This window comes from Acetobacter fabarum, assembly GCF_029069195.1.
GTDB lineage: Bacteria > Pseudomonadota > Alphaproteobacteria > Acetobacterales > Acetobacteraceae > Acetobacter > Acetobacter fabarum_A.
The window spans coordinates 1-853 of record NZ_JARDYK010000037.1; the positions used below are offsets into that span (position 1 = coordinate 1).

The window sequence follows — 853 nt, forward strand, 5'->3', positions numbered from 1 at the left end:
CTAGGCTCAGGACCTATTAATTTATTGAACTGAATGTGTTGTTGTGATTCACAGGCTTACCGATGGAGGGTGGGCGTGTGAGTGATGTGTTTATGCTGTCTGAGAGCCAGATGAAGCGGATTGAGCCGTTTTTTCCTCTGGCGCACGGAGTGCCACGCGTGGATGACCGGCGTGTTCTGAGCGGGATCATATATGTGATCCGTAACGGTCTTCAGTGGAAGGACGCTCCGAAAGCGTATGGTCCGCACAAGACTTTATACAACCGCTTTATCCGGTGGAGCCGTCTGGGTGTCTTTGACCGGATATTTGTTGCCCTGACAGAACAGGCTGGCCGTTCGAAGCAGCTGATGATTGATGCAACACACCTCAAAGCGCATAGAACGGCAGCGTCCCTGCTTAAAAAGGGGCTTTTCCCCGCCATATCGGACGCACAAAAGGCGGCCTGAACTCAAAACTCCATGCCCTGTGCGATGGACAGGGACGCCCTGTCCGCCTTCATCTGACTGCAGGGCAGGTCAGTGACTTCAGAGGCGCTGATGTTCTGCTGGCGGACCTGCCGGTCGAAACGGCAGAAGTCATCGGTGATCGGGGATACGACAGCAATAAAATCAGACAATCTCTCGCAGACCGGAACATCACCGCCTGTATTCCCCCGAAGAAGAACCGGAAATCAAAGCCACCTTATGACTGGCATCTGTATAAAAAGCGCCATCTCATCGAAAACATGTTCGCAAAGCTGAAGGACTGGCGACGTGTTGCGACCAGATATGACCGTTGCGCTCACACCTTCATGTCCGCAATCCATATCGCAGCAAGCTTCATCTTCTATCTTAAAGAATGAGTCCTGAGCCTA

The 853-nt window shown here is 52.3% G+C and carries 1 protein-coding gene; it reads left to right on the forward strand.

Features of this window, described 5'->3' with window-relative positions:
- Positions 1-77: 77 nt before the first annotated feature.
- Positions 78-841, forward strand: a protein-coding gene (locus tag PY793_RS14095) for an IS5 family transposase (RefSeq protein WP_275178616.1) whose coding sequence is annotated in 2 segments (ribosomal slippage) — positions 78-411 and positions 411-841 — 765 coding nt in all. Because the reading frame shifts where the segments join, the coding sequence is not laid out codon by codon here.
- Positions 842-853 lie beyond the last annotated feature (12 nt).